The 22,946-nt window shown below is 72.2% G+C and carries 25 protein-coding genes; 10 read left to right on the top strand and 15 right to left on the bottom strand.

The genetic code is table 11. From position 1 onward, the window contains the following. Window positions 1–53: 53 nt before the first annotated feature. Window positions 54–1,040: a UDP-N-acetylmuramate dehydrogenase gene (locus LL648_RS08110; RefSeq protein ID WP_232661876.1), complete on the bottom strand. Its 987-nt coding sequence runs from the start codon at window positions 1,038–1,040 to the stop codon at window positions 54–56. Window positions 1,041–1,176: 136 nt separating this feature from the next. Here LL648_RS08110 and LL648_RS08105 point away from each other — a divergent pair, with 136 nt between their 5' ends. Both LL648_RS08105 and purU read left to right on the top strand, forming a co-directional pair. Beyond that, complete coding sequence (locus LL648_RS08105; RefSeq protein ID WP_232661781.1) at window positions 1,177–1,680, top strand: DUF2505 domain-containing protein; 504 nt, start codon at window positions 1,177–1,179, stop codon at window positions 1,678–1,680. Between the two features lie 5 nt (window positions 1,681–1,685). Beyond that, window positions 1,686–2,579 carry a formyltetrahydrofolate deformylase gene (gene purU, locus LL648_RS08100; protein ID WP_374112000.1) on the top strand — a complete coding sequence of 298 codons (894 nt, stop codon included), beginning with the start codon at window positions 1,686–1,688 and terminating at the stop codon, window positions 2,577–2,579. 88 nt (window positions 2,580–2,667) lie between these two features. On the opposite strand, the gene LL648_RS08095 is transcribed toward purU, so the two are convergent. The 8 genes from LL648_RS08095 to LL648_RS08060 all read right to left on the bottom strand — a co-directional run bounded on the left by LL648_RS08095 (window position 2,668) and on the right by LL648_RS08060 (window position 10,250). Further along, on the bottom strand, window positions 2,668–3,093 hold the full coding sequence (locus LL648_RS08095; protein ID WP_232661779.1) for a TIGR03667 family PPOX class F420-dependent oxidoreductase: 426 nt from the start codon (window positions 3,091–3,093) through the stop codon (window positions 2,668–2,670). Between the two features lie 47 nt (window positions 3,094–3,140). Next, a complete protein-coding gene (locus tag LL648_RS08090; RefSeq protein WP_232661778.1) occupies window positions 3,141–4,541 on the bottom strand; it encodes an FAD-binding oxidoreductase in 1,401 nt (466 codons plus the stop codon). Window positions 4,542–4,665: 124 nt separating this feature from the next. Further along, entirely contained in the window at window positions 4,666–6,972 is a 2,307-nt protein-coding gene (lon, locus tag LL648_RS08085) for an endopeptidase La (RefSeq protein ID WP_232661777.1), read from the bottom strand. Window positions 6,973–7,095: 123 nt separating this feature from the next. Beyond that, window positions 7,096–7,665 (bottom strand): DUF4328 domain-containing protein, encoded by a 570-nt coding sequence (locus LL648_RS08080; RefSeq protein ID WP_232661776.1) that lies wholly within the window; start codon window positions 7,663–7,665, stop codon window positions 7,096–7,098. Between the two features lie 461 nt (window positions 7,666–8,126). Continuing rightward, entirely contained in the window at window positions 8,127–8,678 is a 552-nt protein-coding gene (locus LL648_RS08075) for a YbaK/EbsC family protein (protein ID WP_232661775.1), read from the bottom strand. Next, window positions 8,675–8,977, bottom strand: a complete 303-nt coding sequence (locus LL648_RS08070; protein WP_255684921.1) for a DUF2516 family protein — start codon at window positions 8,975–8,977, stop codon at window positions 8,675–8,677. The genes LL648_RS08075 and LL648_RS08070 overlap by 4 nt, the downstream gene beginning before the upstream one ends. A gap of 101 nt (window positions 8,978–9,078) precedes the next feature. Continuing rightward, window positions 9,079–9,834 (bottom strand): hypothetical protein, encoded by a 756-nt coding sequence (locus tag LL648_RS08065; protein WP_232661774.1) that lies wholly within the window; start codon window positions 9,832–9,834, stop codon window positions 9,079–9,081. A 5-nt stretch (window positions 9,835–9,839) separates the two neighbouring features. After that, entirely contained in the window at window positions 9,840–10,250 is a 411-nt protein-coding gene (locus tag LL648_RS08060; protein ID WP_374112009.1) for a helix-turn-helix domain-containing protein, read from the bottom strand. A 217-nt stretch (window positions 10,251–10,467) separates the two neighbouring features. Here LL648_RS08060 and LL648_RS08055 point away from each other — a divergent pair, with 217 nt between their 5' ends. Together LL648_RS08055 and crcB are read left to right on the top strand one after the other, a co-directional pair. Continuing rightward, complete coding sequence (locus LL648_RS08055) at window positions 10,468–10,839, top strand: fluoride efflux transporter FluC (RefSeq protein ID WP_232661773.1); 372 nt, start codon at window positions 10,468–10,470, stop codon at window positions 10,837–10,839. Next, entirely contained in the window at window positions 10,836–11,201 is a 366-nt protein-coding gene (gene crcB, locus LL648_RS08050; protein ID WP_232661772.1) for a fluoride efflux transporter CrcB, read from the top strand. Before LL648_RS08055 ends, crcB begins: the two co-directional genes overlap by 4 nt. Before the next feature lie 177 nt (window positions 11,202–11,378). Here the strand turns inward: crcB and LL648_RS08045 are convergent, their stop codons facing one another. Continuing rightward, window positions 11,379–11,783 carry a hypothetical protein gene (locus tag LL648_RS08045; RefSeq protein WP_232661771.1) on the bottom strand — a complete coding sequence of 135 codons (405 nt, stop codon included), beginning with the start codon at window positions 11,781–11,783 and terminating at the stop codon, window positions 11,379–11,381. 87 nt (window positions 11,784–11,870) lie between these two features. On the opposite strand from LL648_RS08045, the gene LL648_RS08040 reads away from it, so the two are divergent. From LL648_RS08040 to LL648_RS08015, 6 genes are all read left to right on the top strand, one after another. Further along, on the top strand, window positions 11,871–12,434 hold the full coding sequence (locus LL648_RS08040) for a nucleotidyltransferase family protein (protein ID WP_232661770.1): 564 nt from the start codon (window positions 11,871–11,873) through the stop codon (window positions 12,432–12,434). 118 nt (window positions 12,435–12,552) lie between these two features. After that, window positions 12,553–13,098, top strand: coding sequence for a DUF6886 family protein (locus tag LL648_RS08035; RefSeq protein WP_232661769.1), 546 nt, complete (start codon window positions 12,553–12,555; stop codon window positions 13,096–13,098). 31 nt (window positions 13,099–13,129) lie between these two features. Then, window positions 13,130–13,471, top strand: a complete 342-nt coding sequence (locus LL648_RS08030; protein WP_232661768.1) for a hypothetical protein — start codon at window positions 13,130–13,132, stop codon at window positions 13,469–13,471. After that, entirely contained in the window at window positions 13,471–13,992 is a 522-nt protein-coding gene (locus LL648_RS08025) for a DinB family protein (RefSeq protein ID WP_232661767.1), read from the top strand. Before LL648_RS08030 ends, LL648_RS08025 begins: the two co-directional genes overlap by 1 nt. Window positions 13,993–14,059: 67 nt before the next feature. After that, on the top strand, window positions 14,060–14,446 hold the full coding sequence (locus LL648_RS08020; RefSeq protein WP_232661766.1) for a tautomerase family protein: 387 nt from the start codon (window positions 14,060–14,062) through the stop codon (window positions 14,444–14,446). Then, window positions 14,443–14,997: a GNAT family N-acetyltransferase gene (locus LL648_RS08015; protein WP_232661765.1), complete on the top strand. Its 555-nt coding sequence runs from the start codon at window positions 14,443–14,445 to the stop codon at window positions 14,995–14,997. The genes LL648_RS08020 and LL648_RS08015 overlap by 4 nt, the downstream gene beginning before the upstream one ends. A gap of 69 nt (window positions 14,998–15,066) precedes the next feature. On the opposite strand, the gene LL648_RS08010 is transcribed toward LL648_RS08015, so the two are convergent. From LL648_RS08010 to LL648_RS07990, 5 genes are all read right to left on the bottom strand, one after another. Continuing rightward, on the bottom strand, window positions 15,067–16,641 hold the full coding sequence (locus LL648_RS08010) for an AMP-binding protein (protein WP_232661764.1): 1,575 nt from the start codon (window positions 16,639–16,641) through the stop codon (window positions 15,067–15,069). A gap of 377 nt (window positions 16,642–17,018) precedes the next feature. Continuing rightward, window positions 17,019–18,032 carry a DUF4349 domain-containing protein gene (locus tag LL648_RS08005; protein ID WP_232661763.1) on the bottom strand — a complete coding sequence of 338 codons (1,014 nt, stop codon included), beginning with the start codon at window positions 18,030–18,032 and terminating at the stop codon, window positions 17,019–17,021. Window positions 18,033–18,188: 156 nt separating this feature from the next. Next, window positions 18,189–18,704, bottom strand: coding sequence for a YbjN domain-containing protein (locus LL648_RS08000; protein ID WP_232661762.1), 516 nt, complete (start codon window positions 18,702–18,704; stop codon window positions 18,189–18,191). A 2-nt stretch (window positions 18,705–18,706) separates the two neighbouring features. Then, window positions 18,707–20,005: a D-inositol-3-phosphate glycosyltransferase gene (gene mshA / locus LL648_RS07995; RefSeq protein ID WP_232661761.1), complete on the bottom strand. Its 1,299-nt coding sequence runs from the start codon at window positions 20,003–20,005 to the stop codon at window positions 18,707–18,709. A gap of 57 nt (window positions 20,006–20,062) precedes the next feature. Next, window positions 20,063–22,927 carry a sacsin N-terminal ATP-binding-like domain-containing protein gene (locus LL648_RS07990; protein WP_232661760.1) on the bottom strand — a complete coding sequence of 955 codons (2,865 nt, stop codon included), beginning with the start codon at window positions 22,925–22,927 and terminating at the stop codon, window positions 20,063–20,065. Window positions 22,928–22,946 lie beyond the last annotated feature (19 nt).

Here is a 22,946-nt window from a genome sequence, read left to right as displayed (position 1 = left end):
TTCGCCCGAAGGCTCTCTTCGAGGCTACCGACGCCGCGAGGCCACCATCGTTGTCAAAGATCACAGCCGATCAGCACCGGTTCGGGGCGCAGCTCGATGCCCGTCTCGCGGCGGGCGCCGTCCCGGACCTCCGTCGCGAGGGCCAACAGGTCGGCCGTCGTGCCGGCACCGCGGTTCGTGAGCGCAAGCACATGCCGCCCGGACAGCGCAACCCGTCCACCAGGGCCGGGATGGCCGCGGCGGAACCCCGAGCGCTCGATGAGCCACGCCGCGGGCAGCTTCACCAGGCCCGCGCCGGCCGGCCACCGCGGGGCGCCCTCCGGCGCCTGCGACTCGGGAACGATCGGGTTGGTGAAGAACGAGCCGGCGCTCCACGTGTCGTGGTCGGCGGCGTCGAGCACCATGCCCTTCCCCTGGCGCAGGCCGAGCACCGCTTCCCGGGCGACGTGCGTCGGTACCGTCGCGCCGGTCTCGACGCCGAGCGTGCGCGCCAGTTCCGCATACGCGATCGGGGCGCTCCGCGCGCCGCCGGGCAGCGCGAACCGCACCCGCAGGACGATCGCGTCGGACCGACCCTTCAACGTGCTCGTGCGGTAGCCGAGGCCCAGCTCGGCGGCGGGGACGTGGGAGCGGACGACGTCGGCGCGCCGGTCGTAGAGGTCGACGTCGACGAGCAGCTCCGACACCTCGACGCCGTACGCGCCGACGTTCTGCACCGGCGTCGCGCCCGTCCGCCCGGGAATGCCGGAAAGGCATTCCAGCCCGCCGACGCCGTCGGCGACGCAGCCCGCGACGACCTCGTCCCAGTCCTCGCCCGCCTCGACGGTGAGCAGCAGCCCACCGTCGGGGTTGCGGTCGATCCGGCGGCCCGTGCTCGCGACCCGGACGACCGTGCCGGGCCAGCCGGAATCGGCGATCACGACGTTGGAGCCGCCGCCGAGCAGCAGCACCGGCTCCTGCGCGGCGTCGGCGGCCCGGATCTCCTCGACGACGGCCTCCGCGGTGGTCGCCTCGACGAACCGGCGCGCCGGGCCGCCCATCCGCAGCGTCGTCAGCGGCGCGAGCGGCACGGCGGCGAGGTCGGAAGCAGGCACGCCATGCACCGTAGCCGGGCCGTCCGCACCCGTCGGCGGCGGTCAGCAGCTGGTACCTGGTGGTCAAGTATGGTCTGCGCCCATGGCCAGTCCGCTCGACTTCCGGTCGTCGTTCCCCAAGCCGGCCGACGCCGCCTACGCGACCTTGGTCGATCCCGCCTATCTCAACGCCCGCCTCGCGCAGCTCGGCGGCAAGAACGCGGCGCTGCTCGAGCACCAGGCCGATGAGCAGAGCGCCCGCTACCGGCTGCGGCACGGCATCGACTCGCGTGACGTCCCGTCGGCGCTGCGCAGCTTCCTGCCGGGCGACCTGGAGATCGAACGGTCGGAGACCTGGAGCCGCCGCGGGCCGGGCAGCTACGCCGGCACCGTCGAGGTCTCGGTGCGGGCGATGCCGGGTTCGGCGTCGGGCGGGATGGAGCTGGTGGACGCCCCGGGCGGCTCGGACTTCCGGGTGAACGTCGCGGTCTCGGTCAACGTGCCCATCTTCGGGGGCCGGATCGAGGGATTCGTCGCCGAGCAGATCAAGAACCTGCTGGTGGCCGAGGTCAAGTTCGCGACCGAATGGATGTCGAAGGAGCACTGACGCCCGTGGACGCAGCACCGGAACGGCAGTACGTCATCACGCTGGCCTGCCCCGACACCACCGGCATCGTCGCGAGGATCTCCGGGTTCCTCGCCGAAGCCGGCGGCTGGATCGTCGAGGCCGGTTACCACTCCGACCCCGCGACGGGCTGGTTCTTCACGCGGCAGGTCGTGCGCGCCGACTCGCTGTCGTTCGACGCGACGGAGCTGCGGCAGCGGTTCGCCGAGGTCGCGGCGGAGCTGGGCGGCAACGCCGACTGGCGGGTGACCGACACCGGCGAACCGAAGCGGGCCGTCGTGCTGGTCAGCAAGGAGTCGCACTGCCTCCACGACCTGCTGGGCCGGGTGACGGCGGGTGAGCTGCCCGTCGAGCTCGACGCCGTGATCGGCAACCACGACTCGCTAGGCGACATCGTGCGCGCCCACGACGTGCCGTTCCACCACGTCGACTTCCCGTTGCCGGGCAACGGCAGCAGAGCGGCGGCGAAGGCGAAGGCGTTCGCCGAGCTCACCGACCTCGTCGAGAAGCACAGCCCGGACGCGATCGTGCTGGCGCGGTTCATGCAGATCCTGCCGCCGCAGCTGTGCGAGCGGTGGGCCCGCCGGGCGATCAACATCCACCACAGCTTCCTGCCGTCGTTCGTCGGCGCCCGGCCGTACCACCAGGCGTACGCGCGCGGCGTCAAGCTGATCGGCGCGACCTGCCACTACGTGACGCCCGACCTGGACGCCGGCCCGATCATCGAGCAGGACGTGATCCGGGTCGACCACGGCGACACGGCCGCCGACATGGTGCGCCGCGGGCGCGACATCGAACGGCTCGTGCTCAGCCGCGGCCTGCGCTGGCACCTGGAGGACCGGGTGCTCGTCCACGGCAACAAGACCGTCGTCTTCCGCTGAAGTTCCCCACCGTTTTGCCAACCTGCACGGGCGAAACGGCGTGCAGGTTGGCAAAACGGTGGGGAAGTCGGCGTCCGCACCCGCAAGTTCAGAAGCCGCGCACGCGGGTGGGGCGGAAGCGCAGCGGCACCGAGTAGATCGACCCGAACTGCTCCGCCGTCCCCCAGCCCTTGGTGATCCGCTCGCCGTACTTGGCGAGGTAGGTCGGGTTCTCGGGGATGGCCGGGTCGTCGGGGCTCTCGGCGATCTCGCCGGTCAGCACGACGACGTCGTCGCCGTCGGCGCTGTCGAGGTTCAGCGAGACCCGTGGGTTGGTGCGCATGTGCACGAGCCGCTTCGCGTCGGCGCGGCTGTACAGCAGGGCCGTCTCCCCGTCCCACACGAACCAGATCGGTCCCGGCTGCGGCGTACCGGACGAGTCGACGACCGTCAGCCACACGACGACGTCGTCGCTGAGGCGCTTCGCGACGCGGGTGCCGAACTCGGTGGCCGGATCAGGCAGCTCGAAGGTCATGCACCGACAATGCCCGGGCCGGCACACCGCATGCCCGGCGGTCGCGCTCAGGCCGGCTTGATGTTGGCGTTCAGGTGGAGGAGGTTTCCGGGGTCGTACTCGCCCTTGATCCGGGCGAGCCGCTCGTACTTGGCGTTGCCGTACGTCGCGCGCATCCGCTCCTCGCCGTACTGGTCCAGCATGTTGACGTACCCCTCGCCGTTGCCGATGGCGTGCGGTCGCAAGGCGTCCCACACCTCCCGCACCCAGTTGCGGTCGAGCGCGAGCAGGTCCGGGTCGGGCGCCATCCCGACGATCGCGACGGAGTAGCGCGGGGACCGGCCGCCGCCGAACGCCGTCTCGTCGTCGCCGACACGGCTGTAGGCACCGTCGAGGCGCGTCAACTGCATGAGGGAGAGCGGCGAGTTCTTGCGCCGGCCGTGCTCGACGATCACGTCGATGACGTCGTCCGTCAGGTCCTCCACGTAGGTGGCCTTCTCGTAGACGTGGAACCCCCACGCCGTGGCCTCGTCGATCAGCTGCTGCAGCGCGACGTACGGCATCGGCGTGACCAGCTCGAACAGCGGCGGCAGTGCGTCGCGGATGGCGGCCACGATCTCCGCGTGGGCCTGCGACGCCCCGAAGCCGGGAAGGACCAACGCGTACCCGGCGGCGAAGTGGTGCTGTTCGGGGACGAACGGCGCCGGCGGGGCGTTCATCAGCAGGATCGCCGACGAGATGTCCTCCGGGAGCCCCGCCACGACGTCCCGCACGTGCGTGAGCACGTCGGCGCCCTTTTCGAGGCTCCAGAACAGCAGCGCGAAGTCGATCATCGGGCCGACCTCGTGCAGGCGGAACTCGAACCGGGTGACCACGCCGAAGTTCCCGCCGCCGCCGCGCAGCGCCCAGAACAGGTCGGGGTGCTCGTCCGCGGCCGCACGCACCACCCGCCCGTCGGCCAGGACGACCTCCGCCGAGAGCAGGTTGTCGATCGTCAGCCCGAGCTTGGGCGTCAGCCAGCCCATGCCGCCGCCGAGCGTGAGCCCGCCGACGCCGGTATGGCTGACGACGCCGGCCGGGACGGCGAGACCGTGCGCCTGGCAGGCCGCGTCGACGTCGCCGAGCAAAGCGCCGCCGCCGACGAGCGCCGTGCGCGCTCCCGGGTCGACGGTCACCGCGTTCAGCCGGCTCAGGTCGATCATGAGGCCGCCGTCGCAGACCGCGGTGCCGGACGTGTTGTGCGCGCCGCCGCGCACGGCCAGTTCGAGGTTGTACTCCCGCGCGAAGTCGACAGCCGCCACGACGTCGGCCGTCGAGGCGCAGCGCGCGATGACGCCGGGACGCCGGTCGATGCCGCCGTTCCACACCCGCCTGCCGTCGTCGTACGCGTCGCCGTCGCCGGGGATCAGCACGATCCCCTCCATCGCCGATCGCAGTGCCGCGAGCCCGTCGCCGATCGTCTGGGTCATGTCTCCTCCTCAGGACGTCCGGGGTGACGTCGCTGCTGGAAGGAGCAGCATTAACCGGCCCGCGATACGCAAACGGGTGGTCGCGTGGAGAACCACGCGACCACCCGTCAGGCGGTGATCAGGATCAGGCGGCCACGGCCACCTTCGCCGGCTCGAGAGCCAGCTCCAGCACCTCCGCCACATCGGCCACGGGGTGCACCCGCAGCTCGTTGCGCACCGACTCCGGCAGGTCGTCGAGGTCGGGCTCGTTGCGCTTCGGGATGATCACGTCGGTCAGGCCCGCCCGGTGCGCGGCCAGCAGCTTCTGCTTGACCCCCCCGATCGGGAGCACCTTGCCCTGCAGCGTGACCTCGCCCGTCATGCCGACGGTCGCCTTCACGGGCCGTCCCGACGCGAGCGACGCGAGCGCCGTCGTCATCGTGATGCCTGCGCTCGGGCCGTCCTTCGGGACCGCGCCGGCCGGCACGTGGACGTGCAGCTTGCGCGAGGCCAGGTCGCCGGCCAGCCCCTTCGACCGCAGGTAGCTCAGCGCGATCGAGACGGACTCCTTCATGACGTCGCCGAGCTGTCCGGTCAACGTCAGGCCCGGGTCACCCGCCATCGAGGTGGCCTCGATGAACAGGACGTCACCACCGGCGCCGGTGACCGCGAGCCCGGTCGCGACGCCCGGCACCGACGTCCGCTCCGCCGATTCCGGCGTGAACTTCGGCCGGCCGAGGTAGGTGACCAGCGCGTCGGCGTCTACGTGGACGGGCGATTCGGTGCCCGAGTCGAGCGCCACGGCGACCTTGCGCAGGACCTTCGCGAGGCCCTGCTCCAGCTGCCGCACGCCGGCCTCCCGCGTGTACTCCGCGGCGATCATGCCGAGGGCCACGTCGGAGAAGTCGACGTCGGACGGCTCCAGCCCGGCCTTCTCGACCTGGCGCGGCAGCAGGTGGTCGCGCGCGATGGCGACCTTCTCCGCCTCGGTGTAGCCGTCGAGCGTCACGACCTCCATGCGGTCCAGCAGCGGGCCGGGGATGGTGTCGTAGGCGTTGGCCGTCGCCAGGAACAGCACGTCGGACAGGTCGAGGTCGACCTCGAGGTAGTGGTCGCGGAACGTGTGGTTCTGCGCGGGGTCGAGCACCTCGAGCAGCGCCGCGGTCGGGTCGCCCCGGAAGTCGCTGCCGACCTTGTCGATCTCGTCGAGCAGCACGACCGGGTTCATCGAGCCCGCCTCGCGGATGGCCCGGACGATCCGGCCGGGCAGCGCACCGACGTAGGTGCGCCGGTGGCCGCGGATCTCGGCCTCGTCGCGCACACCGCCGAGGGCGACACGGACGAACTTGCGGCCGAGCGCCCGCGCGACGGACTCGCCGAGCGAGGTCTTACCCACCCCGGGCGGACCGACCAGCGACAGCACGGCACCGGAGCCGCGGCCGCCGACCTTCTCCATGCCCTTGCGCTCGCGCCGCGAGCGGACGGCCAGGAACTCGATCAGCCGCTCCTTGACGTCGTCCAGGCCGGCGTGGTCGGAATCGAGGATCGCGCGGGCGGCGACGAGGTCGTCGGAGTCGTCGGTGGTGGTCTTCCACGGGATGTCGAGCACGGTGTCGAGCCACGTGCGGATCCAGCCCGATTCGGGACTCTGGTCCGACGCCCGCTCCAGCTTGCCGACCTCGGTCAGCGCAGCCTTGCGGACGTGGTCGGGCAGGTCGGCGGCCTCGACGCGGGTGCGGTAGTCGTCGGCGCCCTCGGGCTCGTCCTCGCCGAGCTCCTTGCGGATCGCGGCCAGCTGCTGGCGCAGCAGGAACTCCCGCTGTGTCTTCTCCATGCCCTCGCGGACGTCGCTGGCGATCTTCTCGGAGACCTCCTGCTCGGCGACGTGCTCGCGGGTCCACTCGATCAGCAGCTCCAGCCGCTTGACCACGTCGGTCTCTGCGAGCAGCTGCGCCTTGTGCTCGAGGTCGAGGTAGGACGCCCAACCTGCGGTGTCGGCGAGCTGGCCGGGGTCGGTGATCTGCTGCACCGAATCGACGACCTGCCACGCGCCGCGCTGCTGCAGGATCCCGACGACCAGCGCCTTGTACTCCTTGGCCAGCTCGGTGGCCTTGCCCGTCACGGGCTGCTCGGGCACCGGGGTGGCCTCGACCCACAGTGCGGCGCCGGGGCCGGTCACGCCGGACCCGATCTGCGCGCGGCCTTCGCCGCGGACGACAGCGGCCTTCTCACCGCTGGGGAGCCTGCCGACCTGCTCGAGGACGGCGATCGTGCCGACGGCGGCGTACTTGCCGTCGAGCCGTGGAACGATGAGCACCTGGCGATCGACGCTCTGAGCTGCGTCGACCGCTGCCTGGATGTCCGGCTGGTCGAGCCGGACGGGAACCACCATGCCGGGCAGCACCACCGAGTCGGCGAGCGGAAGCACCGGCAGCTTCAGCGTCTCTGTCATGCCCCGTCCAACAGTTACACCGTTGAACTTGTTCCAGCGCTCAAGCAAGTCCGCTGCGAGTGAACGCAGGAACTTTGAGCCTACTCGGCTCAATACCCGCCGGACGCCCTGTCAGACGCCCTGTCACCTGCTGATCCGGCGGACGATCACGATGAGCAGCACCGCGGCGCCGATCTCCAAGAGGGCCGACACCGTGCTCAACAACCCGAGCGCCGCGGGCGATCCCGGCACCCGGGCGGAGATCCAGCTGACGGCCCACGACCCGAGCCAGCACGCCCACCACCAGCCGACCCTCGGGTCGGTCGGCTGACGGGACAGCTCGGCGGCCTCCAGGCCGAGGCCGGGCCTGCTGGCCGTCCACACCTCGCCGACGATCTTGAAGGGGACGACCAGGTTCATGATCGGGACGAACCAGGAACCGATCGCCCAGCCGGCGCCGTACCGGAAGTGCCCGGCCGGGTAGAGCTGCTCGGCGTTCGCCCTCGCCCTGCGCAGCCACACGATGACGGCGACGCCGGCAACCACGTGCAGGCCCAGCCCGACCAGCCAAGCGGCTGCGATGTAACTGATCGCGCTGACCGTCCAGGCGGCCGTCGCTGCGTCCAGCTCCAGCGGTGTCCGCGCCGTATCGAAGAGTCCCGTGACGAAGTGGGCGAACGCCCCGGATCCCCAGGCCGTGTTCCAACCGATCATCGGCGGCGACACCCCGGCCGGCGCCCATCGCGCGAGAACACGCCACATGTCGTGCAGGTCCGCTGGCGGGAACCTTGTCCAGACCACCCAATCAGGGCTGGTCCGCAAGGCTCCGAGCGAGTTGGTGCGCGCTTCCCCGCACCATGTGACGAACATCAGGTCGGCGGCGATGAAGGCGAACGTGCAGCCCAAGGTGAGGGCTGCGACCAGGCTCCCGCAACGACCAGGTCCGTGCTGGGCTCCTACTCACGGGCCGGGACGGACCCAAGAAGGTCAGCCCTCCACACGAGTGGCATGGCTGAGGCGAGATCGATCGCGGCGATGAGCGCGACCAGCACGATCACCACGGTGCCGGTGACGCTCATCCTGAAGCAAGGACCAGGGTTGGGTAATCCCACGATGCGCCTCCGCCATCTCCGATGCAGGCGGAGCGTGGCGGTGACGCGCGGTAGGACTCCCGATCAGCGGGCGAGGCCCTCGATCACCTCGGCGCCCGGGAGGGCGGCGGCCAGCGAGCCGGGCAGCGCCAGCTTCGAGTGCCGCACGCCGCTGCCGATGACGACGGCGGGCGCGGCCGCAACGGCGGCGTCGACCAGCACCGGCCACCCCTCGGGCAGCCCGACGGGCGTGATGCCGCCGTACTCCATGCCGGAGAGCGCGACGGCGTCGTCCATCGGCGCGAACGACGCCTTGCGGGCGTTGAGCCGCTTGCGGACCAGCCCGTTCACGTCGGCGCGGGTGCTCGCGAGCACCAGGCACGCCGCGTAGCGGGTGTCCTCGCCGCGACGGCCGGCGACGACGACGCAGTTGGCCGAGCCGTCCATCGGGGAGCCGTACGCCTCGCAGAACTGCGCGGTATCGGCGAGACCGGGGTCGATCTCGGCGACGCCGACGCGTGCGGCGTCGGCGGGGTCGAGCAGCTTCAGAGCATGCGCAACGGGGTCGGCGAGCAGGTCAGGACGATCGAGAGCGGGCACCGCGACGAGGGTGCCGAGCACGGACCATTCGTTCACCAGCGCTGGCCGCCGCCCTGTACGCCGACGACTGCCGGCTTGACGTCGACGATGTAGACGAGCACGGCGACGAGCGCGGCGAGCCAGAAGAGGGTGCCGCTGCCACCGGGGCCGTCGCGGAAGACGATGAGCACGAGCAGGCTCGCGCCGGTGATCCCGAGCCACGCCGGTTTGGTCAACTTGTCGGCTGCCGTGAAGGCCTCGGCTCGCTGCATGAGTGCGTGGATGAACGCGTAGGCCCCCACCGGCATCGCGAGTATCCAGAGCCCGTACAGCACGTAGTCGTCGAGGTCGTACAGCAGATTCACGCCTTCAGACTACGTGCAAGGGCCGTATCCGGACAGGGCAGCGCCCCCGAGGCGCGGGAGACCTCGGGGGCGCATGGTATTGCGGAACCAGCTCAGCTGGTGGTCTTGCTCCCGTTCGCGGCACCCGTCGAGCGGGTGGCCGGCTTGCGGGCTGCCGGCTTGGCCGGCGCCTTGGCCTCGGTCTTCGGCGCGGTCTTCGGCGCGGTCTTCGGCGCGGTGCGGCTGGCGGCCTTGCGGGTGGCGCTGCGGGTCTCGTGCGCCGCCTCGTCACCGGCCTCTTCGATGTTCTCGGCGACGGTCTTGCCCGCCTCCGTCACGGCCTCGGCGGCCTGGCCGCTGAAGCGCTGGGTCGCACGGGCGACACGCTCGCCGGTGGAGCGGGTCTGGGTGGTGACGGCGGCAAGCGCCTTCTCGGCGGCGTCGTGCGCGTCGTCCACCAGGACGTCGACGCGGGCGTCGAGCTTCTCGCTGTAGCCCTCGAGCGTCTCGATGGCCTGCTTGACCTGCGGCTGCGTGCGGATCTTGCCCCACGCCTTCTCGCCGCGCTCCGCGAAGTCGACGTAGGCCTGCTCGGCCTGCGTGCGCAGCTCCGCGACGATCTTGCGCAGCTCGTCGGCGGTGAAGCGCTGCGGCAGCTCGGCGACACGCGCCTGCACACCCTCGGCCTGCGCGGTGGCGCGGGCCCGGGCCTCGATGACGGCCTTGGACACGGACGTGACCGCGAGGTCACCGGCGCCCAGGACGGCCAGCAGCGGGGTGCGGGCGATCTCGGCACGCTCTGCGGCGTTCTTGGCAGCCTGCTCACGGACCTTGCGGACGTCAGCGGCGGTCGGCAGCGATACGGCCATGATGGTCACTCCTTCTCTGTAGCTTCTGCACCGCCAGGGACGACGTTCGCGTCGTTCTCCTTGCGGAATGACTGGTAGATGTCGAGGAGCACCTGCTTCTGGCGCTCCGTCAGGGTCGGATCGGCGAGCACGGCGTCCGTGACGACGCTCGCCGGCCTCTCGTCGAGGATCCCGGCCTTCACGTACAGGGCTTCCGCGGAGATCCGCAGGCCCCTCGCGATCTGCTGGAGGATCTCGGCCGACGGCTTGCGCAACCCGCGCTCGATCTGGCTGAGGTAGGGGTTGCTGACACCGGCCGTTTTGGCGAGCTGGCGCAGGGAGACCTGCGCACCTTCCCGCTGGCTGCGGATGTAGCTACCGATGTCGTCGACCGCTTGCCCGACGGCGTGACCGGCCTGCTCGACCACCTGGCCCACCTGCTCGACCCTGTGCACGACGCGTTCGGCCTGCTTCTCGGCCATCGACTGCGATTTGCCGGACTCTGTCACTGCCGCTCACCTCCGTCCCTTGCGAAAACCACGCTACCTCCGTGTGCTAGCTCTTGCAAGCACCCTGCTTGCGCTGGTGGGGTGGCCTCACTCACACACCGCATGCACGTGATCACCAGCCGCTCCGCTGTGTTAGACCTACGTCATGGTGCCGAGCGGGCAGTGGCGCGTCTTCGCCGCGGTGGCCGCGGGCGGCGCGACCGGCGCGCTCGCCCGCTACGGCGTGGGCTTGTCGCTGCCCTGGCCGATGGCCACGTTCGCGATCAACGTCGCCGGCTGCTTCCTGATCGGGGTTGTGATCGTCCTGCTCGGCGAGCGGCATCCGCTCGCGCGGCCGTTCCTCACGACCGGTGTGCTCGGCGGCTTCACGACGTTCTCCACTTACTCGGTCGACGCTCAGCAGCTCCTGCTCGCTGGCCGGTACGTGGAAGCGGGCGGCTACGTCGCCGGCACGCTGCTCGCCGCCGTGCTCGCGACCTGGCTCGGCATCCGGGTGGCGGAGAGGGGCCGGGCGTGATCGCGCTGATGGTCGTGCTCGGCGCCGCCGTCGGGGCACCGCTGCGCTACCTGACCGACCTGGTGCTGCGACGGCGGCTCGGCGACGCCTTCCCCTGGGGGACGTTCGTGGTGAACGTCGTGGGCTCGTTCGTGCTCGGGGTGGTGCTCGGCGCGGGCTCGTCGCCCGTCGTCGCGGCGTTGCTGGGCACCGGCTTCTGCGGCGCGCTGACCACGTACTCGACGTTCGGCTACGAGACCGTGCAGCTCATTTCGCGTGGTCGGAGGTGGACGGCGCTGGTCAACGCCATGGGATCGGTGCTGGCCGGCCTGGCCGCGGCCGGGCTGGGCCTGGCGGCCGGGGCTGCGGCGGCCTGGAGCTGACCGCGAATCCGCGCATGCCCCCGACTGTAGTGCGGCGGCCCGACAGCCCCGACCCGGTCACGTCACACCCGGTCATATCCGGGTGGCCGGCGGGGTGCCAGGAAAGCCACTTTCCTGTCCTGTGGTGCCAGGAAAGCCACTTTCCTGGCACCACCCGCGCGTGCCGCCCGCGCCGGCTCAGGCTGCGACCACGCCGCGCTGGCCCACCGCGCCGCGCAGGCCGACGCACCCGACGCAGCCGATGCACCCGACGCAGTCCACGCACCCGACGCACGCGATGCAGCCGCGGCAGTTGATGCACGCCACCGTAGCGATGCAGGCGCGGATCGCGACCCCGAGCAGCGTCACGACGCTCCCGGCCACCCCGGCGCTGCCCGCCGTCGCCACGCTCCCGGCCACCGCGACGCTGCCCGCCACCGCGACGGACCCCGCGACGCCGGCGCTGCCCGCGACGGCGATGGACCCGGCCACCCCCGCACTGCCCGCAACGGCGACGCTGCCCGCGACGCCGACGCTGTCGACGACGGAGCCGGTGTCCCCGCCCGCCCCGTCGAAGGGACGGTCGCGGCGGAGCTCGGTCACGTTCCTGGATGTCGACGACTTCTGCACGGTGCCGAGCTTTCCGGATACGGCGGGCGGTGACCAGTCCCGCGCCGGGATCATGGTGACGTGGACCAGCACACGCGATTCCTCGATGCCGTCCGCCGGAACCCGATCAACGTCGCGGTCCTCGGAAGGGCCCCGGACCTCGCCCTCCCAGACTGGTGGTTGACGGCAGGGGCGGTGTTCCAGACCGTGTGGAACGTCCTCGACGGGCGTGATCCCCGCGCCGGGATCTCGGACTACGACTTCTTCTACTTCGACGACTCGGACCTCTCCTGGGACGCCGAGGACGCGGTGATCCGAAAGGCCGCGGCGCTGTTCGCGGACCTCGACGCGACGATCGAGGTGCGCAACGAGGCACGGGTGCACCTCTGGTACGAGGAGAAGTTCGGAGTGCCCGCCGCTCCGTTCACCGGCTCGCGGGACGCCATCGACCACTTCGCCTCGACGACGTGCTGCTTCGGCATCGGAGCGAAGGAGGAGGTCTACGCGCCGCACGGCTTCGACGACCTCTTCGCCATGCGCGTGCGGCCCAACCCCGTGCTCGCGCCGCGGGAGGTGTACGAGCGCAAGGCGCGGAGGTGGCGGTCGGAGTGGCCTCGGCTCGTCGTGGATCCGTGGCCCCTGTGACGAGGAGTTGCAGGGCCGCGCGGCCACCTGAACCCGGGCCGCCGCCCGGGCGGAGGTGCCGAAACGGCCACGGCTGGCGGTAGAGGCAGCCCCGACCCGGCGCGCGAGGATCAGCCCCATGCGTCCATCGCCCGGCGAGGTGCTGCATTTCTCCGAGGACCCCACGATCACCGGGTTCGCCCCGCACGTCGCGGCCACGGCTCGAAAGGAGACGGCGTACGTGTGGGCCGTCGACGCCGAGCGGGCGCCCGGCTACTGGTTCCCGCGGCAGTGCCCGCGCGTGATGGCGTGGACCACCGGCACGACCATCGCGGCCGACGCGGCGCACGTCATCGGCCCCGGCGGCGGGAGCAGGGTGCACGCCGTCGAGTACGGGTGGCTCGATCGGATCCGCACCACCTCGGTGTTCGCCTACCGCCTGCCGGCCGGACCGTTCGAGCCGCTCGGCGAGCCCGAGCCGCACGCGCACGTCTCGACGCAGGTCGTCCGGCCGCTCGGGCCACCCGAGCGTGTCGGCGACCTGCTCGCGCTGCACGACGAGGCGGGGATCCAGCTGCGGGTGCTCCCCCGCCTGCAGGAGTTCTGGGCGGCGGTGGTGGACAGCACGCTGGGGTTCGGCGGGATCCGCCTGCGCAACGCGGCCGGCACGCCGCCGTTCACGTGATCGAGCGCAGCGTTCGGCACGCTGACGTGCTGTGGACCTTCGTGAGCTGACCGACCGGGTCGAGGCGATCTCGCAGCGCTACGCCGCCGGATTCGGGTTCGACCGCACCGCCGACTGGCACGTGATGAAGCTGCACGAGGAGGTCGGTGAGCTCACGCAGGCGCACCTGATGCGGACGGCCCAGGCGCGCGCGAAGGGCATGGGCCAGGCGGAGCTGGACGCGCTGTTCGCGGCGGAGCTCGCCGACGTCCTCTGCCACACCCTGCTCATCGCCCGCCACCACGACGTCGACCTGCGGGCCGAGGTCGAACGGAAGTGGCTGTCCTACGAACTCGGGAGCGCCGACGACGGTCCCGATGACAAGATCCGGTAGTGCCGGCATCCCGCCTCGAACTGCTGCGGTGGCAGTTCGACCTGACCTGGTCGCTCTTCGAGTTCCACCTCGACCGGCTCGACGCAGAGGATCCGCTGTGGCCGCCCGCGCCGCTGCACTGGACCGTCCACCCCGCTGCCGACGGGAGCTGGGTGCCGGACTGGTCGGAGGAGGACCTCGACCCGATCCCGGTGCCGACGATCGCCTGGACCACCTGGCACATCGGCTGGTGGTGGTCGGTGACCATCGATCACCTGCGCGGACGCACGCCCCGCGAGCGGAGGGAGGTCGGGTGGCCCGGCGATGCCGTCCAGACGGTGGAGTGGCTCCGCGAGCTGCGGAAGGACTGGGTCGACGTCCTCGACGGGCTGAGCGACGCCGACCTCGACGCGGTCGCGACGTTCCCGTGGCAGGGCGACCCCGCATTCACGCTCGGGCACACGCTCGCATGGGTGAACACGGAGCTGACCAAGAACGTGGCCGAGATCGGGCAGCTCCGCCTGGTGCGCGCCGCCACCTGATGCCTGAGATGGGCTGCGCCCCTGCCGCGGTTGCAGCAGAACGAAGTCCCGAACCCGAGGAGCCGACATGCCGCTGGTCAGGATCGATGCCGTCGCCGCCGACCCGGAGCGCCTGCGCGCGCTCGGCGACGCCGTGCACAACGCGCTGGTCGAGTCGATCGGCATCCCGCCGGACGACCGCTTCCAGGTGCTCCGCGGCAGTGGCGGCGAGGTCGTCTACGACCCCGGCTTCCTCGGCGTCTCCCGCGACGACGGCGTGGTGTTCGTGCAGGTCTTCCTGCGGCAGGGGCGCGGCGACGAGCTGAAGCGCGCCTTCTACAGCGCGCTGGCGAAGCACGTGGCCGCAGCCGGGACCGACCCGCGCAACCTCGTCGTCGCGCTCGTCGAGAACGGGCTGGGCGACTGGTCGTTCGGCAACGGCGAGGCGCAGTACCTGGACAACCCGCCGCGGTGAACAAGCCGAACGTCCGCCTCGCCACCGAGGCCGACGGCGCAGCGATCTTCGCGATGCGCCGAGCGCGTGAGGACTGGCTGGCCGCGCGCGGGATCCGGCAATGGCCGATCGGCATGGTCGATGTCGAGCACGTCGCCGCGCAGGTGCTGGCCGGGCAGTGGTGGCTGCTCGCGCCCGGCGGTGAGCTGCAGGCGGCGATGCGCGTGCTCTGGTCGGACGAGGCGTTCTGGGACGACACCCCGGGCACGGCGGTGTACGTGCACGGCCTGATGGTCGGGCCGGGCCACAGCGGGAAGGGACTGGGCCGGCGGATGCTCGACGCGGCCGGGCGGATGGGGCTCGACGCCGGCGCCGAATTCTTCCGACTCGACTGCGCGGCGGACAACGAGCGGCTCAAGACGATCTACCGGAGCTACGGGTTCACCGAGGTGGGCCGCAAGGAGCTGCCGGGGTTCAGCGCCGCGCTCATGCAGCTCCCGCTGACGACGCCGGACCCCCGTCACCCTCCGTCGCCCCCGCGAGGAGTCAGGAAAGCCACTTTCCTGCAATGACGTTGCATGAAAGTGGCTTTCCTGAACCTCCCGCGGCCGCGGGTGGTTGCGGAGGGTGAGCGGAGGCGCTCAGCCCGGCTGCGTCTCCCGCGCCCGCAGGTCCTTGCGCAGGATCTTGCCCGACGCCGACTTGGGGATCTGGTCGATGAACTCGACCACGCGCACCTTCTTGTGCGGCGCGATCCGCTCGGCCACGAACGTCATAACCTCGTCGGCGGAGAGGTCGGCCGCCGACTCCTGGCGCACGACGAACGCCTTGGGCACCTCCTCGCCCTCCGCGTCGCGCACGCCGATGACGGCGGCGTCGGCGATCTTGTCGTTCGTCAGGAGCAGCGCCTCCAGCTCGGCCGGCGGCACCTGGTAGCCCTTGTACTTGATCAGTTCCTTGACCCTGTCGACGATCGTGAAGATGCCGTCGTCGGTGACCGTCGCGACGTCGCCGGTGTGCAGGTAGCCGTCCTCGTCGAGGGTGATCGCGGTGGCCTCCGGGTTGTTCAGGTACCCGACCATCACGTTCGGGCCCTTCACCCACAGCTCGCCGCGGCCGCCCGGCTCGATCTCCTCACCGGTCTCGGGGTCGACGAGCTTGCACACCACGTTGGGGATGGCCACGCCGACGCTGTTGAGGTCGGTGTCGGGGCGGTCGGCCGGGATCACGTGGCTCACCGGCGAGAGCTCGGTCATGCCGTAGCCCTGCAGCACCCGGCAGCCGAGCCGCTTCGCGACCGCGTGCCCGAGCTCGGCGTCGAGCGGGGCGGCGCCGGAGAAGACGGTCTCGATGCACGAGAGGTCGTACTGGTCGACGATCGGGTGCTTCGCCAGCGCGACGGCGACGGGCGGGGCGATGTAGACGTTCCCGACCTCGTACTCGGCGATGATCCGCAGGAACTCGGGGAGGTCGAACTTCGGCATCGTGACGACGGTCGCCCGGTTGTGCAGGCCGTTGTTCATCATCACGGTCATCCCGTAGATGTGGAAGAACGGCAGCACCGCGAGGAGCTTCTTCTCGGGTGTGACGTCGAAGACGGGCTCCACCTGGCACAGGTTCGCCACCAGGTTGCGATGGGTGAGCACTACCCCTTTGGCTAGGCCCGTCGTACCGGACGAATAGGGCAGAACAGCGACGTCGCCCGGAGCCACGTCCGGGGCGGGCGGCTGCGCAGTCGTGGCGAGCAGATCGCGCAGCGACGTGTACCCCTCCGCGGGGTCGAGCGTGATGATCGCGTCCTCACCCAGCCCCACCTCCTTCGCCGCCGCGACGGCGCGGTCGAGGAACGGCGAGACGGTGATCAGCATCTTGGCGCCGGAGTCGCGCAGCTGATGGGCCAGCTCACCGGGGGTGTAGAGGGAGTTCGCACTGGTCACGACGCCGTTCGCGCGCAACACGCCCTGGAACGCAGCCACCCAGTACGGGTTGTTCGGCGCGAAGATGCCCACGACATCGCCCTTGCCGACACCCCGCTCGGCCAGCGCCGCCGCGATCTTCAGCACAGCGCCCTTGAGCTCGGTGAACGTCACCGACGCCCCCGTGCTCCCGTCGATGAGCGCCGGAGCGTCCGCGCGGTCACCGAAGTCGGTGAACAGGAAGTCGAAGAGCGACACGTCGGGGATCTCGACATCCGGATACGGGCTGCGAACGGGCATGGCGGGCTCCCTTGCGTGCGTCTGTGCCAGCCGACGGATCATGCCAGTGCAACCCCGGCGGCATCGACAACTCGACACCCCTTGATCGCACTGATCGTCCACGGCCCGTCACAAACTACGGCCGAAACACCCGAACGGGGTAGCTCGAAACGCTTGTCGATCGCCGTCACCGACTGTCATCGTTGGGCTCCGTCCGCAGGCGAGCCCCACTCGCCGGGACGGACCGGCCATGGCGTCCCCTCGCCACAGCCGGTGCCCAGACCGTCCGATGCCCCCGATCGCACGGTTTCTGTGGCGGCACTACACGGAGTGGCCCGAGTTCATGACTCCCCCTCAGATCCCGGGCCACTCCGTCCCGCCCCCCGGCTGGCCTGGCCCTATGGCGCCCCGTCAGGTCCCGGGCCACTCGGTGCAGCGCCACTAGGTGCGGCTCCACCCGGTGCAGATCCACTCGGTGCAGATCCACTCGGTGCCGATCCACTCGGTGCAGCACCCGCCCCGGCCAGCGCAGGCGTCGGCGCCGGACGTGCCTTGATCGTCCGCCGCAGGTACCAGACGATCGCGCCGATCACCAGCAGGACCGGCAGGAACGGCAGCACGAAGCCGGCGACCGCGCCGATGATCGTGCCGAGCGCCATCAGACCGCGCCACCCGGCGTCGATCCCGGCCAGGAAGCCCGTCGGGCCAGGCTCCTCGGCGTCCGGCTTCGCGCCGTCCTTCTGGCGGAGGTCGACGGTCAGCGTGGAAAGCTCGACCTGACCCTGCAGCGCGGCGAGGCGGCCGGTGAGCGAGTCGAGGTCGGCCTCCCTGCGCGCCAGCTCCGACTCGATCGACACGACGTCGCCGATCGTGGTGGCCTGCGCGAGCAGCGTGCGCACCCGCGCGACGCTGGCCTGCTGGGTCGCGACCCTCGCGCCGAGGTCGACGACCTGCTCGGTGACGTCGCTGACCTGTGTCGACCGGCTGGTCGGCGTGCCGAGGGCCGAGACGTCGTCGGTCACCTTGTCGAGCGTGGCGGCCGGCACCCGCAGCACCATCGACGCGTTGGTGCGGTACGTCTGCTCCTCGGCGATGTACCCGCCGGCGGCGACGACGGCGGTGCGCACCTGGCTGTGCGCGATCGTGACGTCGTCCACCTCGACGGCGAGCTGGGCCGTGCGGATCAGCGAGCGCCCGACCGGCGTGATCGGCTGGTCCGGGGAGGGCGCCGGCGCCTTCTGCGGCGATCCCGCGGTGCCCGCGGGTGGGGCGGCCGGAGCGGACCCCGCCAGCTCGCTCGGGCTCGAGAGCGAATCACCGTCGCGGGCGACAGCGGGCGACGGCGCGCTGCTGTCGCCGCCGCCCGAGTTGCTGGCGCCGCACGCGCCGAGCGCCATCGCGGTGGCGCACACGACCACCACCGCACCCGCGGCTCGAATCGACCGCTTCCGCCAACGCAACCACCGCGGCATCTCCACAGCTACCCCCTCCAGGTCGGGTCCTCAGGAGGGATGACGAGGTGCAGCGCCGTTCGGTTGGTCGCCGCTAGTCACGATCGGGTGACGGACTCAGTGCCCTCCGGCGTTGGGCTCTCCGGCGTCGGCGAACAGGTGCTCGAAGGCCCGCAGGTTCGCGATCGACTCGCCGCGATCGGTCCGCCAGGCGTACTCCCGCCGGATCGACGAGGCGAAGCCCAGCTCCAGCAGCGTGTTGAAGTCGCCGTCGGCGGCCTCCAGCACCTGGCCGAGCACCTTGTCGAGCTCCGCGGCAGAGACGGCGTCGAGCCCGATCCGGCCGATGAGGTGGATGTCGCCGATCCGGTCGATGGCGTAGTGCACGCCGTAGAGCCGCGCGTTGCGCTGCAGCAGGAACCGGTAGACGACCTCGTGGTCCTCGTCGGGCTGCCGGCACACGAACGCCTGCACGAAAACGGAGTGCTCGCCGACCACCAGCCAGCAGTGCGTCTGCAGGCGGTTCGTCCCGGGCAGCGTGACGAGGAACTGGCCCTGCTCACGGGCGTGGTGGTCGACCTCCAGCTCGGCGAGGCCGGCGGCCACCGTCGAGATCACGTGCTCGCGGTCCATCGTCAGATCATGCCGCCGAGCACCGGAGAGGACATCTTGAGGAACTCCACCTTCGCGTCGGCGTAGGTGCGCAGCAACGCGTCGGTGGTCCGCTCCCACGAGAAGTCGCGCGCGTGCTCCGTCGCGGCTGCGGCGTACCGCTCGTGGCGCGCGCGGTCGAGCGCCACGGCGGCGAGCGCGTCGGCCCACTGCGCGGCGCCGTGGCCGTCGACGAGCAACCCCGTCCGCCCGTCCCGCACGGCGACGGGCAGACCGCCGACCGCCGCGGCGACGACGGGCGTCCCACAGGCCTGCGCCTCCATCGCCACCAGGCCGAACGACTCGTTGTGGCTCGGCACGGCGACGACGTCGGCGGCGCGGTAGAGCGCCACGAGGTCGGCGCCCGCGAGCGGCGGCAGGAACCGCACGACGTCGGTGATGCCCAGCGACGTTCCCAGCTCGTGCAGCGCCATCGGCTCCTGCAGGCCGCTGCCGGAGGGCCCACCGGCGACGAGCACCACCAGCCGCGAGCGCAACGACGGGTCGCGCTCGATCATCTCCGCCGCGGCGCGCAGCAGCACGTCGGGCGCCTTGAGCGGCTGGATCCGGCCAACGAAGGCGAGCACGACGGCGTCGGCGGGCACCCCGAGAGCGCGCCGGGCGGCGGCGCGGTCGCCCGGGGCGAACCGGTCGAGGTCGACGCCGGGCGGGATCGTGACGGTGCGCCGGGGATCGGCGCCGTACAGCTCGACGAGCTGGCCGGCCTCCTCCTCGGTGTTGGCGACGAGCCGGTCGGCCTCAGCCACGACCTGGTCCTCCCCGATCACGCGCACATGCGGCTCCGGGGTGTCGCCCTCGGCGAGCGCGGCGTTCTTGACCCGCGCCAGCGTGTGCGCGCTGTGCACGAGCGGGACACCCCACCGGTCCCTCGCCAGCCAGCCGACCTGCCCGGAGAGCCAGTAGTGCGAGTGCACGACGTCGTAGTAGCCCGGCTCGTGGCGGGCTTCGGTGCGCAGCACACCCGCCGTGAACGCGCAGAGCTGGCTGGGCAAATCGTCCTTGCCGAGCCCCTCGAACGGCCCGGCCTGCACGTGCCGGACGGACACCCCCGGCATCAACTCCACGACCGAGGGCAGGTCGGACGACGTCGCGCGCGTGAAGATCTCCACCTGCACGCCGCGCCGCGCCATCCACCGCGCGGTGTTCGCGACGTAGACGTTCATGCCGCCCGCATCGCCCGTCCCCGGCTGTTCGAGGGGGGACGTGTGGACGGACAGCACGCAGACCCGACGTGGGGTCGCGGTGCCGTTGTGGGGTGTCACGACCTGTGTGTAGCACGCACGGCGCGGCGCGTCGTGCCCGACTGCTTCACATGCGAATCACTCGACGGCGAGCAGGGCGAGCAGCGCGCGCAAGGGATCCTCCGCATGCCACGTCCCGCGCTCGTCGACCCAGGTGGGGACGCGGTGCCTGCCCAGCTCTGGGCGGGTGACGGCGATCCACAGCTCGTCGTGCAGGCGCAGCGCCCCCTCCGGGACGGGCACACCGAGGGCGTGGCACGCGACGACGACCTCGGCGATCGCGGCCCACCGCACCAGCTCGCCGGCGCTCTCCACTGTGCCGGCGACGACCTCCGTGGCCAGCGGTAGGTCGAGCAGCTCCGCGAGCGCCACCGGGTCGTCGCCGCCGATCACGAGCTCACCGGCGGGCAGCACGGCCGCCGGCCACGGCGCGTCCAGCACGACGGCGACCTCGACGTCGACGACCGTCCCGTCGAGCGCACGCACCTCGGCCGGCAGGTCGAGGTCCTCTGCATCGACCCGGCCCTCCGCCACGGCGGCTGCCAGCGCGGCGTGCGCGTCGGCGACCACCGCCGACTCGGGGTGCCGCTGCGGGTCGGAGAGCCGATCGAGGAGGTCTGCGGCCGACCGGACGTCGGCGACGACCAGGTCGGCACGCAGGCCGAGCGCGGCAAGCACCTGCTCGTCGGGCAGCGCTTGCTCGTCGGGCGCCGAGCCGACGGGTGGCGGGTCGAAGAGGCTGGCCAGCGCGGTCGCGGAGGGCAACCGCCAGTGCTCCGGCGGGTGACCGCCGATCCGGGAGTGCCGGCGCAGCCACCATGCGGTGTACCCGCCGGGCTCGGTGACGGCCGCTCTGGTGTCGCGGTCGGCAGCCAGCGCGACCAGCGCGGCGGGCCAGCGCCCCTCGTCGACCAGGTCGAGGTCGCGCACGGCGGTCATCCGCCGCGGCGGCTCGGGCAGCGCGTCCCACCAGCCGTCCTCGTCGTCGAGGTCGTGGTCGGGCGAGCGCGGCTCCTCGTCGACGATCACGGTGAACCCGTCGAGCACCCCGACGGCGACGAGCGCGGCGCGCGGGAACCGGGCCGCCCACGCGGGGTCGAGCACGTCGAGCGGGGCGTCGGCGGCCAGCAGCGGGCGCAGCGCGGCGTCGGGCAGCATCAGCTCGTCGGCCCGCGCGGGCCGGCCGGCGTCATCGGGCAGCGCGAGCGCGCGCAGCTCCGCCGGCGCGCTCCCGTGCTCGCCGACCAGCGCGAGCACCGCCTCGGCGAGCGCGGTGGGGTCGAGCCCGGCGTCGGCGTCGTCGACCGAGCGGGCGACGGCCTCGGCCAGCGCGGGGTGCTCCAGCAGCACGGCGTCGTCGGCGGCGCCCGCGCCGAGCCGCGAGAGCAGCGGGTGCACGGCCTCGGCGTGCGCGATGTACAGGCCGGGCAGCGCCAGCTCGGCGATGAGCGTGACGGCCGGCGCGGCACCGGACGGGAGCAGGGCCGTTGCCGGGCCCGCGGCCGTCCGGCCGTCGGCGAGCGGCACCGGGAGCGCACGCAGCTCGTCCAGCAGGCCGGGCACGGTCTCGGCGAGCGGTGCCAGCTCGGCGTAGAGCGCGTGCCACCACGCCGGCGGCCGCTCGACGCCGAACAGCCGCGCGACCAGCTCCGCCGCCGGCACCCGGTGCACACCCAGCCTGGCCAGCGCGGTCGGATCGCCGTCGACGGTCACCAGGCGCTCGAACCCGGCCTCCGCGAGCAGCCCGGCGAGGCGCGGGCCGGCGCCGGGCACGTCCAGCAGCTCGGCGCGGCCGGGAGCGACCTCACCGCCGCCTGCCGCCGGCAGCCACACCGCGCCGCGCAAGGCGTCGACGAGCAGCTCGTGCAGCCGCCCGTCCAGCTCCGAGCGCGGGAAGCCCGGCTCCGGCACGAGCGCCGTGCGGTGCGCGGGCTCGACGGCGAGCACGAGATCGACGTACGCCGCCGTCGCGCCGCTGAGCACCTGCTCGGTCGCGGGGCCCTTGCGGATGCGCCTGCGGTCGGGCTCCAGCGGGAACGTCGCGAGCAGCCTGGCGGGCAGCGCCAGCCGCTCGGCGGTGGCCGTCGGCGCGTGCGCGACGTCGTCGCCGTGCGGCGCCGGCCGGCCCTCGTCGTCGAGCGGCAGCGCCCAGGTGGCCGCCCAGTCGCGGCGGCCGCGCTGCTCGGCGGCCTCGTCGAGGGCGTCGTCGGCGAGCGTGCCCGCGCGGCGCGCGAGCAGCCAGGAGCGATCCCCGATCGTCACCCGGCCGGCAGGCCCGTCGGTGCGGCGCACGACCCGGCCGTCGACCTCGATCTCCACCAGCGCGGGCAGCGCGAGCAGCAGGTCGGGCGCGGCGTCGCGAGCGTGCGTGAGCAGCGCCTGCGGGTCGACGCCGGCGCGCAGCGGGAGCCGCACCTCCGTGGCGTAGCCGGGTGGCGGCTCCTCGTCGGCCGGCCACACGAGCCGCAGCACCGGCGGCTCACCTCGACGGGCCAGCTCGGCAGCGGCCACCGGGAGCTCCGCGACGGCCTCCGCGGTGCGTTGGGCCGAGAATGCGACGCCGCCACCGGTGCTGATCACCCGCGGCGCCGAGCAGATCGCCAGCACCGCAGCGAACCCGACGCCGAACCGGCCCACCGAGCCGAGCTCGTCGCGCTTGGCCGAGGCACGCAGCGACGCCAGCGCGGCCACCCCCGCCGCGTCGAGCGGACGGCCGGTGTTCGCAACCCGCAGCTCACCGCCGACCAGCGAGATCCGCAGCGTGCCCGGCCCTTCGGCGGCATCGGCGGCGTTTTGCGCCAGCTCGACGAACCACGCATCGGCATAGCCACCGAGGCGCAGGTCCTCCTCGGCGTTGGCGTCCTCGCGGAACCGGGTGGGCGACGACGCCCATGAGTCGATGACGGCGGCGCGCAGCACCGCTGTCCCGAATGGATCGTGCACGAGGGGGCCTTCCGGTCGG

The sequence above is a fragment of the Pseudonocardia sp. TRM90224 genome, from assembly GCF_021245725.1.
Taxonomy (GTDB): domain Bacteria; phylum Actinomycetota; class Actinomycetes; order Mycobacteriales; family Pseudonocardiaceae; genus Pseudonocardia.
The sequence above is the reverse complement of the archived record's forward strand: the minus strand, read 5'-3'. Positions and strand labels throughout refer to the sequence as shown.

Coding starts and splice junctions, on each gene's coding strand:
- LL648_RS08080 (WP_232661776.1), bottom strand. CDS start 7,665: ATGATCGGTTGGAACACGGCCTGGGGATCCGGGGCGTTCGCCCACTTC.
- LL648_RS08020 (WP_232661766.1), top strand. CDS start 14,060: ATGCCGCTGGTCAGGATCGATGCCGTCGCCGCCGACCCGGAGCGCCTG.
- LL648_RS08090 (WP_232661778.1), bottom strand. CDS start 4,541: ATGACCCAGACGATCGGCGACGGGCTCGCGGCACTGCGATCGGCGATG.
- LL648_RS08035 (WP_232661769.1), top strand. CDS start 12,553: ATGCGTCCATCGCCCGGCGAGGTGCTGCATTTCTCCGAGGACCCCACG.
- LL648_RS08000 (WP_232661762.1), bottom strand. CDS start 18,704: ATGGACCGCGAGCACGTGATCTCGACGGTGGCCGCCGGCCTCGCCGAG.
- LL648_RS08105 (WP_232661781.1), top strand. CDS start 1,177: ATGGCCAGTCCGCTCGACTTCCGGTCGTCGTTCCCCAAGCCGGCCGAC.
- lon (WP_232661777.1), bottom strand. CDS start 6,972: ATGACAGAGACGCTGAAGCTGCCGGTGCTTCCGCTCGCCGACTCGGTG.
- LL648_RS08110 (WP_232661876.1), bottom strand. CDS start 1,040: ATGGGCGGCCCGGCGCGCCGGTTCGTCGAGGCGACCACCGCGGAGGCC.
- LL648_RS08010 (WP_232661764.1), bottom strand. CDS start 16,641: ATGCCCGTTCGCAGCCCGTATCCGGATGTCGAGATCCCCGACGTGTCG.
- LL648_RS08055 (WP_232661773.1), top strand. CDS start 10,468: ATGGTGCCGAGCGGGCAGTGGCGCGTCTTCGCCGCGGTGGCCGCGGGC.
- LL648_RS08095 (WP_232661779.1), bottom strand. CDS start 3,093: ATGACCTTCGAGCTGCCTGATCCGGCCACCGAGTTCGGCACCCGCGTC.
- LL648_RS08065 (WP_232661774.1), bottom strand. CDS start 9,834: ATGGCCGTATCGCTGCCGACCGCCGCTGACGTCCGCAAGGTCCGTGAG.